At 69.6% G+C, this 17,910-nt stretch carries 19 protein-coding genes and 1 pseudogene; 9 read left to right on the top strand and 11 right to left on the bottom strand.

Going from position 1 to position 17,910, the window contains the following annotated elements; translation table 11 throughout:
- Positions 1–99 precede the first annotated feature (99 nt).
- Positions 100–726 (top strand): ankyrin repeat domain-containing protein, encoded by a 627-nt coding sequence (locus ACFWBQ_RS01540; protein ID WP_385482742.1) that lies wholly within the window; start codon positions 100–102, stop codon positions 724–726.
- A gap of 65 nt (positions 727–791) precedes the next feature.
- Here ACFWBQ_RS01540 and ACFWBQ_RS01535 read toward each other — a convergent pair whose 3' ends face one another.
- Positions 792–1,151, bottom strand: coding sequence for a DUF6234 family protein (locus tag ACFWBQ_RS01535; protein WP_385482740.1), 360 nt, complete (start codon positions 1,149–1,151; stop codon positions 792–794).
- Positions 1,152–1,324: 173 nt separating this feature from the next.
- Positions 1,325–1,423, bottom strand: a pseudogene (locus ACFWBQ_RS01530) (SAM-dependent methyltransferase); the annotation flags it as partial.
- A gap of 373 nt (positions 1,424–1,796) precedes the next feature.
- Here ACFWBQ_RS01530 and ACFWBQ_RS01525 point away from each other — a divergent pair.
- Positions 1,797–2,480, top strand: a complete 684-nt coding sequence (locus ACFWBQ_RS01525) for a DUF899 family protein (RefSeq protein ID WP_385482738.1) — start codon at positions 1,797–1,799, stop codon at positions 2,478–2,480.
- A gap of 250 nt (positions 2,481–2,730) precedes the next feature.
- On the opposite strand, the gene ACFWBQ_RS01520 is transcribed toward ACFWBQ_RS01525, so the two are convergent.
- Positions 2,731–3,609, bottom strand: coding sequence for a septum formation family protein (locus ACFWBQ_RS01520; RefSeq protein ID WP_385482736.1), 879 nt, complete (start codon positions 3,607–3,609; stop codon positions 2,731–2,733).
- Positions 3,610–3,703: 94 nt separating this feature from the next.
- Entirely contained in the window at positions 3,704–4,090 is a 387-nt protein-coding gene (locus ACFWBQ_RS01515; protein ID WP_385482734.1) for a hypothetical protein, read from the bottom strand.
- 357 nt (positions 4,091–4,447) lie between these two features.
- Here ACFWBQ_RS01515 and ACFWBQ_RS01510 point away from each other — a divergent pair, with 357 nt between their 5' ends.
- Complete coding sequence (locus ACFWBQ_RS01510; protein WP_385482733.1) at positions 4,448–5,350, top strand: hypothetical protein; 903 nt, start codon at positions 4,448–4,450, stop codon at positions 5,348–5,350.
- Between the two features lie 108 nt (positions 5,351–5,458).
- Positions 5,459–7,528 carry a hypothetical protein gene (locus tag ACFWBQ_RS01505; RefSeq protein ID WP_385482731.1) on the top strand — a complete coding sequence of 690 codons (2,070 nt, stop codon included), beginning with the start codon at positions 5,459–5,461 and terminating at the stop codon, positions 7,526–7,528.
- 275 nt (positions 7,529–7,803) lie between these two features.
- Here ACFWBQ_RS01505 and ACFWBQ_RS01500 read toward each other — a convergent pair whose 3' ends face one another.
- The 3 genes from ACFWBQ_RS01500 to ACFWBQ_RS01490 form a co-directional block, all read right to left on the bottom strand.
- Entirely contained in the window at positions 7,804–8,820 is a 1,017-nt protein-coding gene (locus ACFWBQ_RS01500) for a MarR family transcriptional regulator (RefSeq protein ID WP_385482729.1), read from the bottom strand.
- A 370-nt stretch (positions 8,821–9,190) separates the two neighbouring features.
- Positions 9,191–9,742, bottom strand: a complete 552-nt coding sequence (locus tag ACFWBQ_RS01495) for a DinB family protein (RefSeq protein ID WP_385482728.1) — start codon at positions 9,740–9,742, stop codon at positions 9,191–9,193.
- A 48-nt stretch (positions 9,743–9,790) separates the two neighbouring features.
- Positions 9,791–10,285 (bottom strand): cupin domain-containing protein, encoded by a 495-nt coding sequence (locus tag ACFWBQ_RS01490; protein WP_385482726.1) that lies wholly within the window; start codon positions 10,283–10,285, stop codon positions 9,791–9,793.
- Between the two features lie 228 nt (positions 10,286–10,513).
- Between ACFWBQ_RS01490 and ACFWBQ_RS01485 the strand changes: the two genes are divergently transcribed.
- Positions 10,514–11,068 carry a DUF6234 family protein gene (locus tag ACFWBQ_RS01485; protein WP_385482724.1) on the top strand — a complete coding sequence of 185 codons (555 nt, stop codon included), beginning with the start codon at positions 10,514–10,516 and terminating at the stop codon, positions 11,066–11,068.
- A gap of 76 nt (positions 11,069–11,144) precedes the next feature.
- On the opposite strand, the gene ACFWBQ_RS01480 is transcribed toward ACFWBQ_RS01485, so the two are convergent.
- Positions 11,145–11,534: a VOC family protein gene (locus ACFWBQ_RS01480; RefSeq protein ID WP_385482722.1), complete on the bottom strand. Its 390-nt coding sequence runs from the start codon at positions 11,532–11,534 to the stop codon at positions 11,145–11,147.
- Positions 11,531–11,833 (bottom strand): ArsR/SmtB family transcription factor, encoded by a 303-nt coding sequence (locus tag ACFWBQ_RS01475; protein ID WP_385482721.1) that lies wholly within the window; start codon positions 11,831–11,833, stop codon positions 11,531–11,533. Before ACFWBQ_RS01475 ends, ACFWBQ_RS01480 begins: the two co-directional genes overlap by 4 nt.
- Before the next feature lie 245 nt (positions 11,834–12,078).
- On the opposite strand from ACFWBQ_RS01475, the gene ACFWBQ_RS01470 reads away from it, so the two are divergent.
- The gene (locus tag ACFWBQ_RS01470; RefSeq protein WP_385482719.1) at positions 12,079–13,869 is read left to right on the top strand and encodes a hypothetical protein; all 1,791 of its coding nucleotides are present in this window, start codon (positions 12,079–12,081) and stop codon (positions 13,867–13,869) included.
- Between the two features lie 109 nt (positions 13,870–13,978).
- On the top strand, positions 13,979–14,758 hold the full coding sequence (locus ACFWBQ_RS01465; protein ID WP_385482717.1) for a class I SAM-dependent DNA methyltransferase: 780 nt from the start codon (positions 13,979–13,981) through the stop codon (positions 14,756–14,758).
- Between the two features lie 58 nt (positions 14,759–14,816).
- Here ACFWBQ_RS01465 and ACFWBQ_RS01460 read toward each other — a convergent pair whose 3' ends face one another.
- Complete coding sequence (locus ACFWBQ_RS01460) at positions 14,817–15,632, bottom strand: SAM-dependent methyltransferase (RefSeq protein ID WP_385482716.1); 816 nt, start codon at positions 15,630–15,632, stop codon at positions 14,817–14,819.
- A 226-nt stretch (positions 15,633–15,858) separates the two neighbouring features.
- A complete protein-coding gene (locus ACFWBQ_RS01455) occupies positions 15,859–16,455 on the bottom strand; it encodes a TetR/AcrR family transcriptional regulator (RefSeq protein WP_385482714.1) in 597 nt (198 codons plus the stop codon).
- An 88-nt stretch (positions 16,456–16,543) separates the two neighbouring features.
- Between ACFWBQ_RS01455 and ACFWBQ_RS01450 the strand changes: the two genes are divergently transcribed.
- Both ACFWBQ_RS01450 and ACFWBQ_RS01445 read left to right on the top strand, forming a co-directional pair.
- Positions 16,544–16,981 carry a nuclear transport factor 2 family protein gene (locus tag ACFWBQ_RS01450; protein ID WP_385482712.1) on the top strand — a complete coding sequence of 146 codons (438 nt, stop codon included), beginning with the start codon at positions 16,544–16,546 and terminating at the stop codon, positions 16,979–16,981.
- Between the two features lie 23 nt (positions 16,982–17,004).
- Positions 17,005–17,877 carry an NAD(P)H-binding protein gene (locus ACFWBQ_RS01445; RefSeq protein ID WP_385482711.1) on the top strand — a complete coding sequence of 291 codons (873 nt, stop codon included), beginning with the start codon at positions 17,005–17,007 and terminating at the stop codon, positions 17,875–17,877.
- The last annotated feature ends 33 nt before the right edge of the window (positions 17,878–17,910 follow it).

Genomic DNA, 17,910 nt, shown 5'->3' with positions numbered 1-17,910 from the left:
CGATCGGGACGCTGCCACTCACCGACAGGGTGTCCACCTCCTGGGTTACGCCTGGACGCACACCTTTCCCTCGGCCCATCAACCCGGGATGATCAAGGAATGGACAGCGAGAGTGCGGCGGACCGGCTGGTTCGGGCAGCAGAGGACGGCGATGCGAGCCAGGTGGCTCGACTCCTGGGCGAGGGTGTTCCGGTGGATGCCGCAAGGAAGGGTGGGCGCGGGCTCACGGCCCTGGACATCGCAGTGCAGCGGGGACACGCGGATGTGGTTCGCGTGCTCGTCGAGGCCGGCGCGGACCTGGGCCAGCCCGTGCACGACTACGGCGAGCACACGCCACTGACCATGGCCGCGTCGAACGGCCGTACGGACATTGTCGCCGCCCTGCTCGATGCCGGCGTCCACCCCGACACGCCGTCGCGGGACGGCAACGCCCTGATGTTCACCGTTACGTCCATCGCGGGCTCGGAGATCGTGGACCTGCTGTTGGACCACGGCGCCGACATCCATCTGCTGACGAAGGACAGGACGCCGCTCGAATGGGCATCTGCAGCCGGACGTCCGCAGATGGTGCAGCACCTGCTCGACCGCGGCGCCGTCCCCACGGCCAAGGCCGTGCGCGTCACGCGTACGTGGGGCAACAACAAGTTCCCTGAAACCTGGCCGGCGTTCGAGAGGGTCATCGAACTCCTGCGTGCAGCAGGCATCGATACCGGTACGGAACCGTAGGGTGCTCCAACGGCCCGCTGTGCAGCATGGAGATGCCGTCGTACGGGCATTGCGTTGTCGGCCGATCAGCCCTTGGCGTGCCGATGCCGACGCCCGGCACGGTGTCGGCGGAAGGTCCGAGCAGCCCATCGGGAGCACTCCGTACCGAGCCCCAGTGCCAGAACTCCCGTGAGTGGCACGGCGACGAGGGTCTGAGCGACGGCCGTCGCCGGCAGTCCGGCCCGGACGGCCCCGTAGCCGGCCCCTGCCAATCCGGCCGGCCCGGCCGTCAGTACCAGCCAGAGCCGAACCCCGGAGCCGGCGACCGGCTTACCGCCGGACGCCCACTGTTTGATGCCTCGCAGGAACCACAACAGGACCAGGGCGGTCACCTCCAGCGCTGTCAACACGACTGCCAGGACAACATCTGCTACCCACGTGAGCATGCCCTCCATGCTGTGCCAAGCCGACCGTCGCGGGCATGAGTACGGCTACTGAGATCCACCTGCCGTGGGCTGCTTCTCCAGGGGCAGGACTGGTGAGGCCTTGGGCGGGCCAGGCCACCGGCCCGTGCCCGTTTCATCGCCCTGAGCCGCAGGATGGGTAGTCGGGGGGAGGGCTACGGGCGACGGCGCCCCCATGCGGAGATCATCGGGGCGGTGGCCAGGTCGAGCCGCCCGGTGGCGACATTCGCCAAATGCCGGCACCGATCCCGATCCGGTCGACGTGCCGGAACGTCACCGGGTCGAACAGCTCTGCGAGGGCGCCGAAGCGGATACCCGCCTCCGTCTGCCTGTTGTCGAGCAGGTAGCCGCGGTCGGTGTCGTCCTCAGCCATCCGGCGATTCGGGCAGACGGGCCAGACCGGGCTCGGTCCGGCCATCGTCCCGGTGATCTCCGCGTGGGACCCACAGCAGGCACCCACCGGCACTCCCATGTCGTCGGCCCACCCGGGGAACAGCACACCGGTCGGGCGTCGGCTCAACTGTCGGCGAACCCGGAGCGGCCATAGACTTGATGGCCTGGTTCGGAGACGCGGGGACCGGGAGCTGGTCCGGGCCGCCGAGAGGATGGCTACCCCAGGAGGACGCGATGTCGCGGTACGCCAGGCCGGCCGGGGAATCAGCGGACTACCTCGCCGCCCGCGAAGACCTGCGCCTTGCCGAGATCGACCTCATGCGCCACGGCGAGAGGGTCGCCGCCCAGCGGCGGGCGCTGCCGCAGGGGCCGCCCGTCGACGACTACGTCTTCATCGAAGGCCCCGCCGACCTCGACGACGGCGACACACCGGTCCGTGAGGTCGCCCTGAGCGAGCTGTTCACCGCCCCCGGCCGCCCGCTGATCGTCTACCACCTCATGTACGGAAAGCTGCAGACCGAGCCCTGCCCCATGTGCACCCTGTGGATCGACGGCTTCAACGGCATTGCCCCACACATCGCCCGTAACGCCGACTTCGTGATTGCCGCAGCCGCCGACCCGCCCGCCCTGCGGCAGCACGCCCGCAACCGCGGCTGGCACCGGCTCCAGCTCCTGAGCTGCGGCGACAGCACGTTCAAGTACGACCTGGGCAGCGAGGACAAGGAAGGCGAACAGGACTCCACCGTCTCCGTGTTCACCCGCGACGGCGACGGCACGGTCCGCCATTTCTACTCCACCCACCCACGCATGGCCGACGATATCGACCAGCGGGGCATCGACCTCCTGGCCCCCGTGTGGCACATCCTCGACCTGACCCCGCAGGGCCGCGACGACTGGTACCCGAGCCTCGACTACTGACCGTTGCCGAAGGCTGAGCGTGAGTGAGTCCTGCTGCCGGGACCCATGCGCGGCCGCGTATGTCCCGGCTCCGTACAGCCGTCGTGCGGTGAGAGCGGCATGAGCGGCCAGTGGGCGTCCGCCTGAGCACCGGAGTGAGCGGAGCCCGTAAGCATCGTCCACTGCGCACGTGCGCTACGAGCTGAGGCGCGGACCGGCCCTGGTGCCGACGATGCACCTGGGCCGGTCACCTTTGTTGCGAGGCAGGAGGTCAGCCTGCCCAGACGTCGGCCTCGTCGGCCGGGACGGTCGTGGCGAGGTTCAGCTCCTTGCGGGCGGCAACCGTCTTGTTCGGGTCGATGCCGGTGAAGGCCGCATCGTAGGCGAGGTAGAAGGTATCGGTGTCGCCGGCCGACGCGGCCTTCTTCCATTGCCCGACGGCCTTCTCCAACTGCGCGCGAAGCTTGCCGGTCTCCGGCTGCTCGATGTCCCGCAGAGCCTCGACGTGAGCGTCGAGAGCGGCGGCAACCGCCTTGGCCTGCGTCTTGTATCCGGGGAGGTCGTCCTCGATCTCGTCCCCCTCGGGCTGGTTCATCCACAGGGCGTCGTAGACGGCGTTCGAACCCTTGAGGTAGGCGAGCTGGTCGGCGTTCAGGGGGGCGCTCTTCAGCGAGCCGGAAAGCTTGCCCGAATCCTTGGTGTAGGCACAGCTCACGGCGCGATCGCCCGTCGCCCAGCTCTCCTTGGTGGGGTGGTAGTAGAAGACGTCGACCCCTTGGGGCAGCGCCCAGTTGTCCGGGGTGAACTTCTGCGCCTCGACCGGGCATCGTTCGTCGGCGATCACGGCGACCGCGTCGTCACCCGGGAAGGCCTTCTCGTCGTCGATCGTGAACTCGCCGACGACCTGGCCCTCGTGCGGCTCCTTGCACGGCACGACCTCGATCGCGAATGCCTCGGTCTCGGTCGCCTTGCTGTTCGGGTTGTAGCAGTCGCCCGGGCTGAGCGAAAAGACCGACCGCTGGCGAGCAACCTTCTTCGCGCCGTCCTTGGCGCTGTCGATGGCATCGGAGCATCCCGTCGCACCGACCGCGAGAAGGGCGACGACAGCAGAAATACCGCGAAGGGAACGGGACGTGGCACCGAAAGACATGACGTGTGCATCCTCAAACGGAGAACTTACGAACAGGTGTGCGTATCGTATGGCACTTCTGTGGCTGACTTGTGCCTGAGGGCTTACCGACAGCTCAGATGATCTTCGGATCCAGGTGGTACGTCGCACCGGCCCGGAAAGCGTTCGTGGACCTGCCCTCGGTCTCCGGTACGTACTGGCCGGGAGCCAACGGCTCGATGCCGGCCCAGGTTATGTCAGCCCCAGCGACGGCCAGGGGTGCGCCCCGGTCGCCGTACCGGACGAAGTCGGGCAGCATCCGGATCGCAGAGGCCTCGTCCAGGTGCACACCCTGAGCTTGCAGGGATCCGTACCCACCGTACGGAGGAAGCGCTTCGCGCAGGGCGACACAGACGAAGTCCTCGAAGACCTTGGTCATGTCGAGGAGGAATCCTTCGATGTGCAGCGCGCCCGCGCTGTGCTCGGCCGAGGATCCCGTCAGGACGGCCCGGGCCAGATGCAAGGCGTGGTGGTAGCGGGAGTTGAGGCGGCTGGGGCGCCAGTCCGCCAGCCGTTGTCCGCGGACCAGAGGGTGACGCCGCCCAGCCGGGTCCGCTGGTGCAGCAGACGGCTGCGTACGCTGCGCGGCGCCCCCGGCAGGCGAAGGACGCGATCGACGGCGGAACGCAGTAGTCGCTTCTCAGCGACGTTCGTCGTGAAGTCGTCGTACGTGATCTCGACGGGCGGCGCGGCGCCGAACCTTCCCTGGCATCAACGGCGATGCCGAATGCGGTTGCCCGGGTGGCCCGGGCGCGGCCAGGAGTATCTGTCCTGCAGCCCGCCGGCGCCGATGTCAGTCACATCCGCTTCAATGCCTCCCATGAGTACCCAGGAAGAACTTCTGGCAGCTGTCCACGATCTGGTCCGGCCTCAGGCAGGTGATCTGCTGTGCGGTGAAGCCGACCACCCGGCAGGACACGTGTGTCTGGCGCCGTCGGACGTGACGGGACTCCGGGAACTCCAGGAAATGCTCAGCGGCAGGTACGGGGAGCCGCGCAACCTCGCCACGGGCGGGTACGCCGATCCGACCGTCACGTCGCGGACAGGGCTGGCGCTCCTGGCCCCGTTCGGCGACCGGGTCCTCGAAATGCGGGCCTGGGCCCAGGGCGGGCGGTGGATCGGCTGCGGCACCGCCCGTTTCGAGGACAGCGCACGACTCGTGGTGCTCGTTGCCGAACGGGAGGTCATGGCCGCCGGCATGTCCGACGGGACCTCCTGGGTGGAGGGAATCGTCGCTGTCACAGGATGGGACACGCCCCGGACGCGCACGGTCGACTGGGGAGGGGTCGAGGGGCTGCTCGGAACGGCGCTGCCCGGCGACTACAAGCAACTGGTCGAGATCTTCGGAGAAGGTGCCTTCGACGGCTACCTCCAGCTTCAGATACCCGGCGCCGCGGCCCGGAGCGGAGATCTCGTCCGGCATGCCGACTGGCTGGCGGAGTGGCAGCGGACGCGTCGCAGCGGACTGTGGGAGCCGTACGAGCTCTACCCCACCCCCGGCGGGCTGCTGCAGTGGGCCGCCACGGAGCAGGCCGACCAGTTCTTCTGGCTCACCGAAGGCTCCGACCCTGACAAGTGGCCCGTCCTCATCACGGAGGACATCCCCGACTCCTGGGTACGGTTCGACGGCACGGCTGCCGAGTTCATCTACCGGATGCTCACCGACCGCCGCCACCCCTTCTCCACCGCCCGTTACTTCGACACCCACTGGTTCCAGAGCTAGCGAGCGAGGACTGAAAGGGGCGTCGGCGCCCAAGGAAGCCAAGCTCAGCGCCCGGACCGCGAAGCGGACAGGCACCACCAAGAGAATCTCTGACCGAGGGAGCATTTCGTGCCCGGTGATCACCCCGTCGCACCCGGCAGGAAGCCGTCGAAGGGTCGTTCGGATCTCGACGACGTCAGGGCCTGGTGGCGAGCCCTCGGGGGTGAGGGTTTCGTGGCGCTTCCGCCGCCGACCCGGAGCCGCTACACGCAGAGCGACGGTCACGAGGACGCCGCTGAGCTGTTCGGGACGCGGGGACTCGGCGCCGGCACCTCCTTCGTCTACTGGCACTGGCAGTCCCAGCAGGCTTTCGACCGTTCCGGTGCCCTCATCGGCGAGTTGATGCTGCACTGGGGTGGTGACCACGCGGTCGTTGCCGCCCGACTGGGGGGCGGACCGACGGGATATCAGGTGATCGACGGCGGGCCGCAGGGTGCCTTCCGCCTCGACCGGGTCACTCAACGGGACAGTACAGGGATGCCAGGTCCCGAGGACCCGGCCGGGATCCGCCAGTTCCTCGAGGAGATCGACACCCCGGTCGGCCGCAGGCGGCTGCCTTACACCTACCGGCCGCTGGCCGGGAGCGAGGCCGGCTGGCTCCATGACCGACTGCGCGCCCCGATGGACCTGACCGCAGCAGGCCGGTTCGTCACATCCCTCGAGCGCCGGGACGCGCTCACGTACGACGAGGCGGTGCGGCTGCTGCCGGCCTGGCGGGAGGGCTACGCCGGGCGGCTCACCAAGTGGGCCGGCTGGTCGGCGCTGCTCCATGCGCTGCTGCGCCATGACCACGAGCAGGTCTGGGAGACGGTCGCCGCCGTCGGGCCCAAGGCGGCCGGCATCCTCGGCGAGGTGCCCTCCGAGCGCGGTCTGACCGTCGTACGCGCTCTGGCGCTCGCCGGTGAGCGCGCAGCGATTCCTGCCTGGCTGACGTTGCACCAGGCGATCCGCGAGCCCGACTGGGTGTCTGCCGCAGGTTCGCTCGCCGCGGAGATGACCGATCATGATGCGCCGGACGCGTCGGTGCGCGCGCTGTTCTCCGCGCTGAGCCGAGCGGTCACGGCTGCGTGGCTGCGGGGCTCGGGGGCGGCCTACCCGGCCGACCTGTCCTGTGCCGCGCTGGCGGCGGTCCGGTTCAGCACCGACGAGCGGCTTCCGCGCCGGCTCCGCGTGGTGGCCGCAGACACCGCGCGTGAGCGCGTCGCGGCACTGCGGGAGGAGGCCACTCGGCTCGGACCGGCGTACGCCGAGCTCACCGGGACCAGCGCGACGGACGCGCTGGCGGCCGCCGACCGGTTCGAGGCCGCCCGCGCCGAACTCCTGGCCGGGACCGGCCCCGACCTGACCGCCTACGAGGGCGCGTTGCGTGACGTCTGGCATCGCTACCGTATGCCGACCGATGTCGACATCGGCTGGCTGCGGGCCCAGGTGGCCGAACCCAGGACCGAGTTGCAAGGGCTCGGGTTCTGCCTCGAACTGCTCTACGCCCACGGAGCGGCTACCGACGCCGAGGTGGACGCGCTCCTGCCGCGATGGAAGAAGGTCCTCACCAAGCAGTACAGGACGACCTACACCGAATGGCGCCACCCGATGGTCACGTGGACGTGCATGGCGCTCGATCTCGGCCATCCGGTCGCTGCCGAGCTGCTGGCCTGGTGGACGAAACCCAAGCCGCTCTGGAAGAACGACCTGAGGCTGCTCACCCACCTCGGCGCACCGGACGAGTCCAAGGCCGTGGAGTTGTGGGAGTTCATCGCCTCGGGCGCCCACGACACGGGGCACCTGATGACCTGGGTGCTGATGCGCGCGCGGCTCGACGGTGTGCCCCCGCTGCAGGTCGCCGATCGACTGCTGTGCGAGTCGGGCCTGAGCGCATACGTGCTCCACCGGGTGCTGATCGGCGTGGCCGACCCGGCACAGCCGCTGTGGCACTACAGCGTGAACGCGCGCAGCTGGGACTGGTGGAGGCGTGCCCAGCAGGTCGCGGACGATGCCTCGTTGTCCGCGTCGGCTCGCGCGATCGGTCTCGATACGGCTCGTGGGCACTACCTGTTCCGCTACCCGGACCAGGTGCGCCCCGCACCCACGAAGGCCGACCTCGCGACGGCGCGGGCCTGGATCGACCAGCACAGCCAGTGACCGGAGTCAGAGGTTGGTCGGAACGATCAGCAAGTGACGAGGCCGAACTTCCCGGTTACCGACCGGGCAGGGGCACCGCGAGAAGTGTGGGCGTCCGAGGGTTGCGTTCTCGATGCGGGATGGCTTCGGCGTGTGCCGGCCGCCCCCTTGCGGGGCCCGCTCGCGTTATCGCCCGCCGCAGCCGCGATCGGCGGGCACGGGCAGTCCGCCGCCGCACAACACCTGTTTGGCTTCGGGCCCATCGCGACTTGCTCAGATCGTCCGCAACATAGTCCTCAGGGCAGCCTCGTCAGGTCGCGGAGGTGGCCGACCAGGGCATTGACGTCACGTTCGGCGGGTGGGCCCGCTGGGACCGCCGGGGCAGTGTTCGTTGAGGGCGTGTGGCAGGGGCGGCACAGGCCGTCGGGGAGCGCTTCGGGCGGTCCGGGGCGGCCGCATTCGGCGCATTCGACCAGCAGGCGGCGTACAGGGCTGCCGGTTGCGGCCGGGGCAGCGGCGCTGGGGAGTTGCGGCGGGAGCTTGTCGGTGAGGCGGCGGCGTACGAGGCCGATAGGGGAGCCGACCTGGGCTGGGAGCCCGGCCGTGAGGGCCTGGATGAGGTAGTCGGCGTCCACGCCGCGTGCGAACCATTCGGCGGCCAGGCTCTCCACGACGGTGCAGTCGGCGGCGGATAGGGCCAAGCGGGGATCCGTGCAACCGAGTTGAGCCAGGGCGAGGTACGCGGGGGAGGGATCGGCCGCGGGCGGTTCCGAGGTGCGTTGCTGGGGCACGGCCGGCACGGGAGCGGCCGGGGTGGGTTGCACTGCGGGTTTGGGTGCGGCGGCCGCCCGGGGCTGCGGTTCGCCGGCGGACACCGGGGGAGCCGGCGTCGACTGCGAGTTGGGGCAGGTGTCCGTGGCGGCCAGGAAGGCGTCCCACCACTCGTTGTCGCGGGCTGTGCGGGACCAGAAGGTGCGGGAGACCCAGCGGACCTGGTCGCCTTCGCCGGCCAGGCAGCGTACGCGCCGCAGGTGACCGGCCACCCCGAGGGCCTTCAGGGCGCTGGAGACGGCCATCTGCCCGTACAGGGGCAAGTGCTTGGCCAGCGACTTGATGTCCATCGCGGCGCCGTCGGGGAGATGGTCGATATAACCGGCGATGTGCCGCTCGCGTTCCGGCAGCAGTGCGAAGTCGTCGGCGCGGTGCTGGTGTTGGTCCGGTGCGGAACGCTTGCCGTAGCCGCGGCGCGCCTTCGGGTACGGGCGCGAGGATGCGGGTGCGCGCAGGGCAGGGCTAAGGTTCTGGATAGCCACGAGATCGGGTCCTAACGATCTTGGGGTGAGACCCCGGCCGGTGCGCTAACACCGCGTCGGGGTCGTTTCGTTGAGGGCACCGTAAGCAGCCGTGACGCCGCGCCGCAAGTCGGTCACGATTAGTCATACTTGCTGGCCGTGACGGGTTAGGGAGGGTGGGGGGTTTTCCCCAATCCCTTTATTTCCCCTACCGGTTGACCAAGAGCGCTCGAATCCCGGGGCTCGCATCCCGACCCCCGGATCCCGAAGCTCAAGCGTCGGGCCCGGCCCCTGATTCGTACCCACGAACGAGTGAACCGACCGGTCCCGGCGCTCGGAGCTCGGCAGTCGAGCCGCGAGCTTCGGGGCGGGCCACCGGCCCGTGCTCGGCTCACAAACCCCTGGCGCCGTCGATCCGTTCGCGGAGGAGGTCGGCGTGTCCGTTGTGCCGGGCGTACTCCTCAATCATGTGGATGAGCACCCAGCGCAGCGACACGGTTCCCCGCCACGCGTCGTCGCCCATGATGTCGAGGTGCGGCGCCTGCCTGGCAAAGCTCTCGGCGAACGCCGCCTCGGCCCGCCAGGCCTCCCACGCCGCCGCGACTGCCGCCGGGTCGGACACCGCGCCGTCGAAGTCCCGGTCGGGGTCGTCCTCCGAGGAGAAGAGGGGCGGAGCGTCCTGCCCGGCCAGCACCCGCCGGAACCAGCGGCGCTCCACATCGGCGAGGTGTCGGACCAGGCCGAGCAAGGAGAGGGTGGACGGCTCCACGGACCGCCGGGACAGTTCAGCTCCCAGGCCGGCGCATTTCAGCTCCAGAGTCGCGCGATGATCTCCGAGGAAGCCGAGGAGCATGCGGCGTTCGTCGCCGGTCGCAGGACCACTGAACCGGCGGTCGGGTACGCCGCCGACGAACACTTCAGCTCTTCTGCTTGAGATGGTCATGCCCGCAATCATTGACCCCGGCTGTGGTGACAGTCCCGCTTTTGCACGTCAGTTGGTGGCCTTGAGGGCTGCGTCCCAGGCGGGGCTGTCGACGTAATGGTTGTCGTACTGCTCGGAAGAGTCCTTGATCTCCTGGAAGCCGGCCTCCCCGCGCATGACCCGGCCAAGAAGGCGAAGGTAGTCGAAGCGGGGCATCCCAGGGGTGAAGACGAACAGGACGTCGGCCTCGGCGCCGGGGGCCGCGGCGAAGGCGTGCGGGGTGTGGGGTGGAACGAGGAGGAAGTCCCCCTTGTCCAGGACCTGGACCGTGTCGTCGACGAGCACCTGAAGTGACCCGTCCAGGACGAAGAACAGCTCCGAGGCCTTCGTGTGGAAGTGGGCGGGGGCACCGACCGCGCCCTTGGTGAAGGACGAGCGGTAGCTGGTGAGCGAGCTCCCGTCGGTTCCGTAATCGGCGAGCAGGGTCATCACGCTGCTCGGGTCGCTGGTGGTTTCGGCGGTTGCGGAACGAGTCAGTACCGGCTTCAGCGCGGCGGTGTTCATCAGGCACTCCCTGCTTGGTGACCGGGTCCCGGGCGTTCGCCCCAACCTCGTGATCTCCACACTAGGCAGCTGAATGACATGGCAACAGGTGCAATCAATCGCTGAAACCATGGGTCAATTTCGCGGCCGACCACCCCTCGGTGCCGGCCGGACAAGGGCCCACAACGACTCGGTCTCGGATCGGTCGGCGGTGGCGTGGAGCGAGCGGTTCCGTACGAAGGTGCGTCCATGACCACGGAGCCGGGTTCCGGCACCCCGATCCTGCCGGGGGTTGCGCACCATCCGTCGAGTTCCCCGGGCCGGGCAGGCGACGGGTTCGAGGGCGGGTGCCTGACTCTGCTGGCCTTGCTCGTCGAGATCTCCGTTGCCTTCCTGGCTGCCCTGTCGTTGGGAATGCGAGGCTGGGCCCAGTCGACGAGTGAGAAGGCGGGACCGTCGGGGCATGCCGGGCCACCCCCGATGGACTGGGTGCCGGTTCTCTGGCTCGGCGGGTTCACACTGGCGGTCCTCGTGGTCGCCGGGCTGTTCCTGCGCTTTGGGCATCCGTTCGCGGGGTCGTTCCAGTTGCTGATCGGAGCTGTCGTGCTGATGGCCACGATCGCCGTGGGGACGACCGAGTACGAGCGGGCCCATCCGGCGCCGCTGCCGCGGTGCCCGACGGCGGCCGGAGTGCCGTGCGCCCCGCAGGATCCCGGCGCCCCTCCTGCGAACGATCGAGGCTCCACGGGGCATCAGTGCCGCAGGGGTGGGAACAGCGACGAATGCGCCGGCAGCGGCCGTTGACCGGACAGCAGACAGCGGACGCGTATTCGTTTACGGCTCCCGATTCCTTCCGCCATTTCTGGCGCTGCCGGGCCTGCTACGGCTGTGTCGCGATCTGGATCAGGTTGCCGCAGGTGTCGTCGAAGACGGCGGTGGTGACAGGGCCCATTTCCAAGGGCTCCTGGGTGAAGTGGACGCCGAGGCCGCGCAGGCGCTCGTACTCCGCGTTCACGTCGTCGACGGCGAACTGGGCAAGCGGGATGCCGTCCTCGGTCAGCGTGTCGCGGTAGGTCTTGACGGCCGGGTGGCCGGCGGGCTCCAGGAGGAGTTCGGTGCCCCCGGGCTCGTCGGGCGAGACGACGGTCAGCCACCGGTCCTTCTCGCCCACCGGGACGTCGTGCTTCTTCACGAAGCCGAGGATCTCGGTGTAGAAGTGCAGGGCCTTGGCCTGGTCGTCGACGAAGACGCTGGTCAGATGGATCTTCATGGGGTGCTCTCCTGTGGTCCGGATGTGTCGGGCACGGGCCATCGCTCGGCGATCTGCCGCAGCGGGGCCGTGTTCAGGTCGTGGAACTTGTAGCGACCCTCGCGCCTGGTCTCGACGAGCCCGGCGGCCTCCAGCACGGCGAGGTGCTGGGAGACGGCCTGGCGCGATATGCCGAGCTGATGCTTCATGCTCAGTCGCGAGCAGATCTCGAACAGTGTCTGTCCGGACTTCTCTGTGAGCTCGTCGAGGATGGTGCGGCGGGTGGGGTCGGCCAAGGCTTTGAAGAGGTCGTCGGCCACGACCCCAGGATAGGCAATCCTTCACTTGCCTATCAAGTCGAGGCCCGCCGCGTCCCGACGCAGCTGGTCGAGGGCCTCGCCGGTCCTTCTGTGCCGTGCGGCATCGGGACCCTTGGAGTTCGGCTCGCCCATGCCCGCCGCCGGAGCCGGCCGGAAGGCCGTTCCGCAGGAGGTCTGCGCAAGGAGCGGGCCGGCCGGATGGGGCCGCTGCCGAGGCCGATCGCTCCCCCCATAGGGTTGCGCGCATGCTGGAGGGGATCGACGACACCGACTGGGCGGCGTTGGAACACGCGTACGGACCGGCGGACGATGTGCCCGGTCTGCTGCGGGCAGCCGGTTCGCAGGACGCGAGGGTTCGGGACGAGGCGTTGGACGAGTTGTTCTCGTCGCTCTGCCATCAGGGGTCGGTCTATTCGGCGACAGCCGCAGCCGTGCCGTTCATCTCCCGGCTCGCCCTGGACGGGCCCGGTGACCGACTGGCGCTGCTGTGGCTGCTGCACGGCGCGGCCAACGGGGCCGGCCCTGAATACCGGCAGGTGCGCCGGGCCGTGGCCGCGGCACTCCCGGACCTGTTGGGCCTGGCGGCGGACGAGGAGCCGGACGTACGGCGCGCGATGGTGTGGATCGTCACCGCCTGCGAAGAAGCCTCCCTGCCGCTGATCCCGCTGCTGCGGGCCCGGTTGGAGACGGAGACCGACGCCGAGGTACGGGCAGATCTCGTCACGGCGCTCGGCCTGCTCGACGTCTCACCGGACATCAGGAGGGCACGCAACCTGGCACTGCTGTCCGCGCCGGAGCCGCTCGTGCGCGGGGCGGCGGCGACGGATCTGCTGCGCACAGCCCCGCTGCCACTGCCTGTCGCGCTGGTGGAGTCGGCACTCGACGCCCGGGGGACGGAGTCCACCGACGACGCGTCACACCTGTGGCCCGTCTCCTACCGGCCACTCACGGACCGGCTGATGGACGACCCGGACGCGGCGTTGCGCGCCGTGGAGCGCGGGCTGCCGCTCGCCTGGGATCTCACCGAGACGTGGCGCGACCGCGAGAGGGACGTCCTGCCGTGGCTCGCGCCGGCAGCCGCGGACGCGGAGGACCTGTGCCGGGTGGCGCGGGTGGGTGCCGCGCTGGAGGGCGGTGCGCCGGCGCCGTGGCTGGCGCCCCACCTCAGATCCGAGGACCCTTCGATACGGGTGGCGGCGACCCATGCCGCGGTGCGCCTGCGCGTGCCTGACGCGCTCGATCTCGTCCTGCGCCTGATGGACGAGTTGCCGGAGGAGGCGGCCTCGCTCCAGCTCACCCCGCTCACCGCTCCCGGAACGATCGTGCCGGTGGTGGCGGAGGTGTTCGGCGCGGCGGCGGAGCCGGTGGCCCGGCGGGTCGCGGCCCGGCCGCGTGCCGAATGGCTGGACGTACTGCTGTACTTCCCCGCGCTCGCAGCCGGATGCGTGGACGCTCTGGTCCGCCTTCTGCCCGCTTCGGCCGGGGTGCTGGCAGCTTTGGGCCGGGCGGCCGGCCCGGCGGCGGTGCGGGCCCTGCGCGTACAGGCAGAGGCCGGGAATCTGACTGCAGCGACGGCACTGGCCCGGCTCACGGGTGAGGCCGAACTTGCTGTGAGCGCGGTGCGGGCACTCCCGGACTCCGTGGCGCGACGTACGGCGGCCGTCGACGTGGCAGGTGAACTCGGCCCGCCTGCGGCTGCGTTGTTGCCCCTGCTGGAGGAGCGGCTCGCCGCGCCGAGCCGAGAGAGCCGGGCGGACGCGGCCGCAGCGATCTGGCGTGTCACGGGCCGCACGCACGACACGGCCCCGGTGATCGCGGACCAGCTGGCGCGCCATGGTGATCTGCACGAGCCGTACCTCGGCGCGCTGCGCGCGCTGACGGCGATGCGCCTGCTTCCGGCGGCTGCCCGCCCCGCGGTCGAGCACATCGCCTCCTCCCCGCGCCGCGTCGTCTCCGGGTTCCTGTGCGACGGAACACCGCACCCGGATCTGGCGGCGAGGAGACTGGCTCGGGAACTGCTGGCGGCAACCGGCTGACCGTGTTGCAACGGCAGTGCTCAGGGGGCGGTATGTCGTAGCGGTGGTCCCTGGACGGCCGCGGTATGTCGTAGCGGTGGTCCCTGGACGGCGAAATCCAGTGGCTCGCATGCAGTGCCCACTGGCAGCCTTCGGCGGCATGGATGCGGACGTGTGGAACGAACAGGTGGCCCAGACCTACGACGAGTCATCGGCGCACATGTACACGCCCGAGGTTCTGGGTCCGACAGTTGACTTTCTCGAGCGCCGAGCCGGTCGTGGGCCGGCGCTGGAGTTCGCGGTGGGGACCGGGCGGGTTGCGCTTCCGTTGAGCGCGCGTGGCATTCGAGTGGCCGGGATCGAGAAGTCGGAGGCCATGGCTCGCGAGCTTGCCAGGAAGCCCGACGGCCGCCATGTGGCCGTGACCGTAGGCGATATGACGTCGTGTCAGGCGCCAGACGCGTTCAGCCTGGTCTACCTCGTCTACAACGCCATCACCTGCCTGCTCTCCCAGGACGAGCAGGTCGCCTGCTTCCGCAATGCCGCGAGGCATCTGGAGCCCGGCGGCCGGCTCGTGATCGAGGTCTTCGTCCCTGACCTCCAGCGTCTGCCGCCGGGCGAGACCGCCCGCCCGTTCCACGTCGGCGAGCATCACGTCGGCTTCGACACGTACGACGTGCTGAACCAGCACGTGGTCTCCCACCACTACACGATCGTCGACGGCCGGGGCTCCACCTTCCTCTCGCCCCACCGCTATGTGTGGCCCTCCGAACTCGACCTGATGGCCGAGCTCGCCGGCCTGGAGCTTTCCGAACGGTGGGCCGACTGGAACGAGGCACCTTTCGCCGCGTCCAGCCGGTCACACGTCTCCATGTGGCGGAAGCCGGGAGACCGTTCTGAATCTCGCTGACCTACGGCTGAGGGCTTGCCCGGCGCGACGGGTCGATGAGGCCCAGGACGGCAGGGTGTCAGGGCTTGCGGGCGAGGCCGCCGTGCTCGCCGATGGATTCCGGGGCGGGGGCGTTGGGATCCGGGCGCCAGAACGGGACCGAGACGACGCCCGGGTCCAGGAGTTCGAGGCCGTCGAAGAACGCCGCGATCTCGTCGACGGGACGCAGGAAGTACGGGACCGCGCCGGTTTCGTTGTAGGCGTCCTGGGCCTGTTCGTAGTCGGCGTCGGTGCCCCGTGAACCGTCGTTGATGGAGAGGTAGCTGCCGGACGGCAGTCCTTCCATCAGCCGGGTGACGACGGCGCGTGCCTGGTCGTAGTCTGCGACGTGGCCCAGGATGTTGCTGAGGATCAGGGCGGTGGGGCGGGTGAGGTCCAGTGTCTCGGCGGCGACCGCGAGGATGCGGTCGGGGTCGGTCAGTTCGGCGTCGATGTAGGCGGTCGCTCCCTCGGGGGTGGAGCTGAGCAGGGCGCGGGCGTGCGTGAGCACCATCGGGTCGTGGTCGACGTAGACGATCCTGGTCTCGGGGGCGAGCCGCTGGGCGACCTCGTGGGTGTTGTCCCCGGTCGGCAGGCCGGTACCGACGTCCAGGAACTGCCGGATGCCCGCCTCGGTGACCACATGGGTGATGTTGCGGCTCAGGAAGGCGCGGCTGCTGCGGGCGATCGTGACGATGCCCGGGAAGACGGCGCTGTACGCGTCACCGGCCGCCTCGTCGACGGGGTAGTTGTCCTTCCCGCCCAGCCAGTAGTTCCAGATCCGGGCCGAGTGCGGGATCGATGTGTCGATCGCCGGATGCGCCGCCGAGCCGGGCGTTGTCGCGTGGTCCGTCATGGGTACCGTCCGTCTTTCAACCGAGGCGTGAACACTTCAGTCAACGTACGCCTCAACCATGGCTATGCGTACACCAGTTCATGTCTTCGACGCTCTTCTGCCTCGCGCTCCGCAGGCCCTTGAGCAGCGCGGCGGACGGTGCGTTCGACGGGTGGGGACAGTGCTCCGGGCAGCCAGTGGGGTGAGGAGCCCGGGATTCGCCGCAGTGTGGGACCAGGGGTGAACGTCAGCCCTCGTTGTCGTGGTCGCCGGCCAAAACCTTCGACACGTACGTGGCGAGCTCCGACCTCATCCGCTCCGCCGTCATGAGCTCCTGGCCCGCCAGGTGTTCGACGAGGTCTGCGCGGGTCGCGGCCAGCAGGGCGTGGGCGGTGAAGTCGCCGGACGGGACCGAGGGGATCTGCCGCAGCGTGTCCTGAAGTGTGCGGTGCCACCATGTGTAGTGCTCCGCCCGGTAGGGACTGCCGCTGCACGCCTCCTCCAGGGCCAGGGCGAGGTGGCGGTTGTCGAGTTTGAAGCGGAGTACGGCGTCGAGCAGGGCCCGTACGCGCTCGTGGGGCGGGGCCGAAGGGCCGAGTGGGGGCGGGCCGGAATCCACGGCGTTGCGCAAGGGCTGGATGCGGGCCTCGTACAGGGCCTGGATGAGGCCCGTCCGATCGCCGAACCGGCGGAACAGCGTGCCCTTCCCGACGCCGGCAGCTGCCGCGACGTCGTCCATGGACACGCTGCGAGGGCGCTGGCTGCGCGCGAAGAGATCGTCGGCTGCGGCAAGGACTGCCTCGCGGTTGCGCAGGGCGTCGGCGCGCTCTTTGCGCTGGGTCATGGCCTCTCCGTTGCTAAACGGACTGGCAGTCCGTATGGTTCGAATCGTTAAGCGGACTCGTAGTCCATATTCTAGGGGTGGCCGTCCAATGAGCGAAGTCATGAGCCCGGAACATCTGTACCGCCACAGCCTGCGGCTTCTGCTGGACAAGGACATCGACGGGTGGGTCGCGCTGTGCGACGACGACGTGGTGGTCGAGTTCCCGTACGCGCCTGAGGGGTTCCCGCCGAGGCTGGAGGGCAAGGAGGCTGTCGCCGCGTACATGCGCGACTATCCCGACGTCATCGACCTGCAGGAGATTCCGCATCTGGAGATCCATCTGCTGCGCGATCCGGACACCCTCGTCGCCGAATGGCGTGGCGTGGGCCGCATGGTCGCCTCCGGCGCTCCGTACGAGATGCCGTACGTCGCCGTCGTCACGGTCAAGGGCGGCCGCATCACCCACTACCGCGACTACTGGAATCCCCTCGCGATCCCCGGCTCCCCGGACCACCTGAAGTTCCCCACGACGGGAGCGGGCGCGTGAGGGAAGAGGAAGAGGAGAAGACAGTGACTACTGGTGCATCAGTTCTGGTGACCGGAGCAACGGGCAATACGGGTAGCCGTGTTGCCGGCCGACTCTCCGGGCTCGGCCATACCGTCACCCTGGCCTCCCGTCGGCCCGCCGGGACGCACGGTGCGCACGACGTCCGGTTCGACTGGTACGACGCCGAGACCTACGGCCCCGCGCTGCGGGGGGTCGACCGCGCCTATCTCGTACCGCCGGTCGGAGATCCGGAGCCCGCCGCCGTCATGCTGCCCTTCCTGGAGCAGGCCCGTGCGGCCGGGGTGCGGCGGGTCGTGCTGCTCAGTTCCTCGGCCATCCCCGTGGGGGGACCCGGTGTCGGGCGGGTACACGGGTGGCTGGCCGACGGGCTGTTCGGTGAGTGGGCCGTGCTGCGGCCCAGTTGGTTCATGCAGAACTTCACCGGCCAGCATGCGCATGCCGAGAGCATCCGCAAGGAAGGTGCTGTGTCGAGTGCGACCGGGGACGGAAGAGTCGGCTTCGTGGATGCCGACGACATCGCGGAGGTTGCCGTGCGGGCCCTCGACGATGTCGTGGCGCCCGATACGGATCTGGTCATCACCGGTCCCGAGGCGCTGAGTTACGGCGAGGTCGCCGCGGTCCTGGCCGAGGTCACCGGGCGGCCCGTTGCGCACCGGCACCTCACGTACGAGCAGATGCGCGACCGCCTGGCGGCCGAGGGCATTCCCGAGGAGTTTGCCGTGATGCTCGCCGGTATGGACCTGGCCATCGCCGACGGCGCGGAGAACCGTGTCACCGGGACCGTCGAGCGGATGACCGGACGGCCTGCCCGCACGTTCCGGGCGCATGTGGAGAGCGTGCTCAGGTCGGAGCCGGTGCGCCGGTCGGTGGCGTAGGGCCGGTGGGGCAGCGGCGGACCGGTCGCCGTC

This window comes from Streptomyces sp. NPDC060035, assembly GCF_042736635.1.
Classification (GTDB): domain Bacteria; phylum Actinomycetota; class Actinomycetes; order Streptomycetales; family Streptomycetaceae; genus Streptomyces.
The sequence above is the reverse complement of the archived record's forward strand: the minus strand, read 5'-3'. Positions and strand labels throughout refer to the sequence as shown.